The organism is Methylobacterium sp. WL103 (assembly GCF_008039885.1).
Lineage (GTDB): Bacteria > Pseudomonadota > Alphaproteobacteria > Rhizobiales > Beijerinckiaceae > Methylobacterium > Methylobacterium cerastii.
Map to the genome: position 1 here is coordinate 1 of NZ_VRUX01001058.1, position 859 is coordinate 859.

An 859-nucleotide genomic window follows, 5' to 3' on the forward strand; every position below is an offset into this window, starting at 1 on the left:
CCGATGCGCAGGGCCGGGTCGTCGCCGAGCGCGATGCGGACCTTGCCGAGGCGCGTCGTCCGGTCGACCTCCGGGTAGACCCGGCGGACCTTGCCGACGATCTGGCGTCCGTCCTCCAGATCGAGGCGGGCGGGGTCGCCGACCTTGATCCGCGGCAGCCAGGTCTCCGGCACCTCGCCTTCGAGCTCGATCTCACCCCGGGCGATCAGGCGGAACAGCGGCTCGCCGACGGCGGTCGCGGTGCCGCCGACGCGGGCGGTGCGGCGGTTGACGATGCCGGCCTCGGGTGCACGGATCGCCGTGCGCGCACGCCTCAGCGCGATCTCGGTCCCGGCGGCCTTCGCGGTGGCAAGGTCGGCCTCGGAGGCTTGCAAGCCACCGCGGGCGGAGGCGAGCCGGCCGTCGGCGCCCTGGGCGGCGGAGACGCGCTGCTCAAGGATCGCGGCGGTGCCGTTCCCGGTCTTGATCAGGGTCTGGGCGCGTTCGAGCGACAGCCGCGCCTCGGTCTGCGCGGCTTCCGCCTGGACGATCTGGCTCTTCGCCTGGACGATCGCGGCCTCGGCGCGGGCTATGGCCGCGACGTTCGAGGCCTCCTGCGTCGCGATCATCTCGGTCGAGAGCCGCGCGAGCACCTGGCCGGCGGCGACGCGGTCGCCCTCCTCCACCAGAAGCTGGATGATGCGGAAGCCCTCGATCTCGGGCGACACCAAAATCTCGTCGCGGGGCACTAGCGTGCCGGTGATCACCGCGCGCTCGACGATCTCGCGGGTCTCGGCCGGCACGACGCTGATCGCCGGCGCGATGGCCTGCGCCTCGGGCACGGCGGCGGTCTCGACCGCGTCGGCGATCAGCGTCGTGC

The 859-nt window shown here is 73.7% G+C and carries 1 protein-coding gene; it reads right to left on the reverse strand.

Features of this window, described 5'->3' with window-relative positions:
* Nucleotides 1-851, reverse strand: an 851-nt coding sequence (locus FV222_RS27755) for an efflux RND transporter periplasmic adaptor subunit (protein ID WP_246685717.1), incomplete at its 3' end; no start/stop codon positions are given.
* Between the last annotated feature and the right edge of the window lie 8 nt (nt 852-859).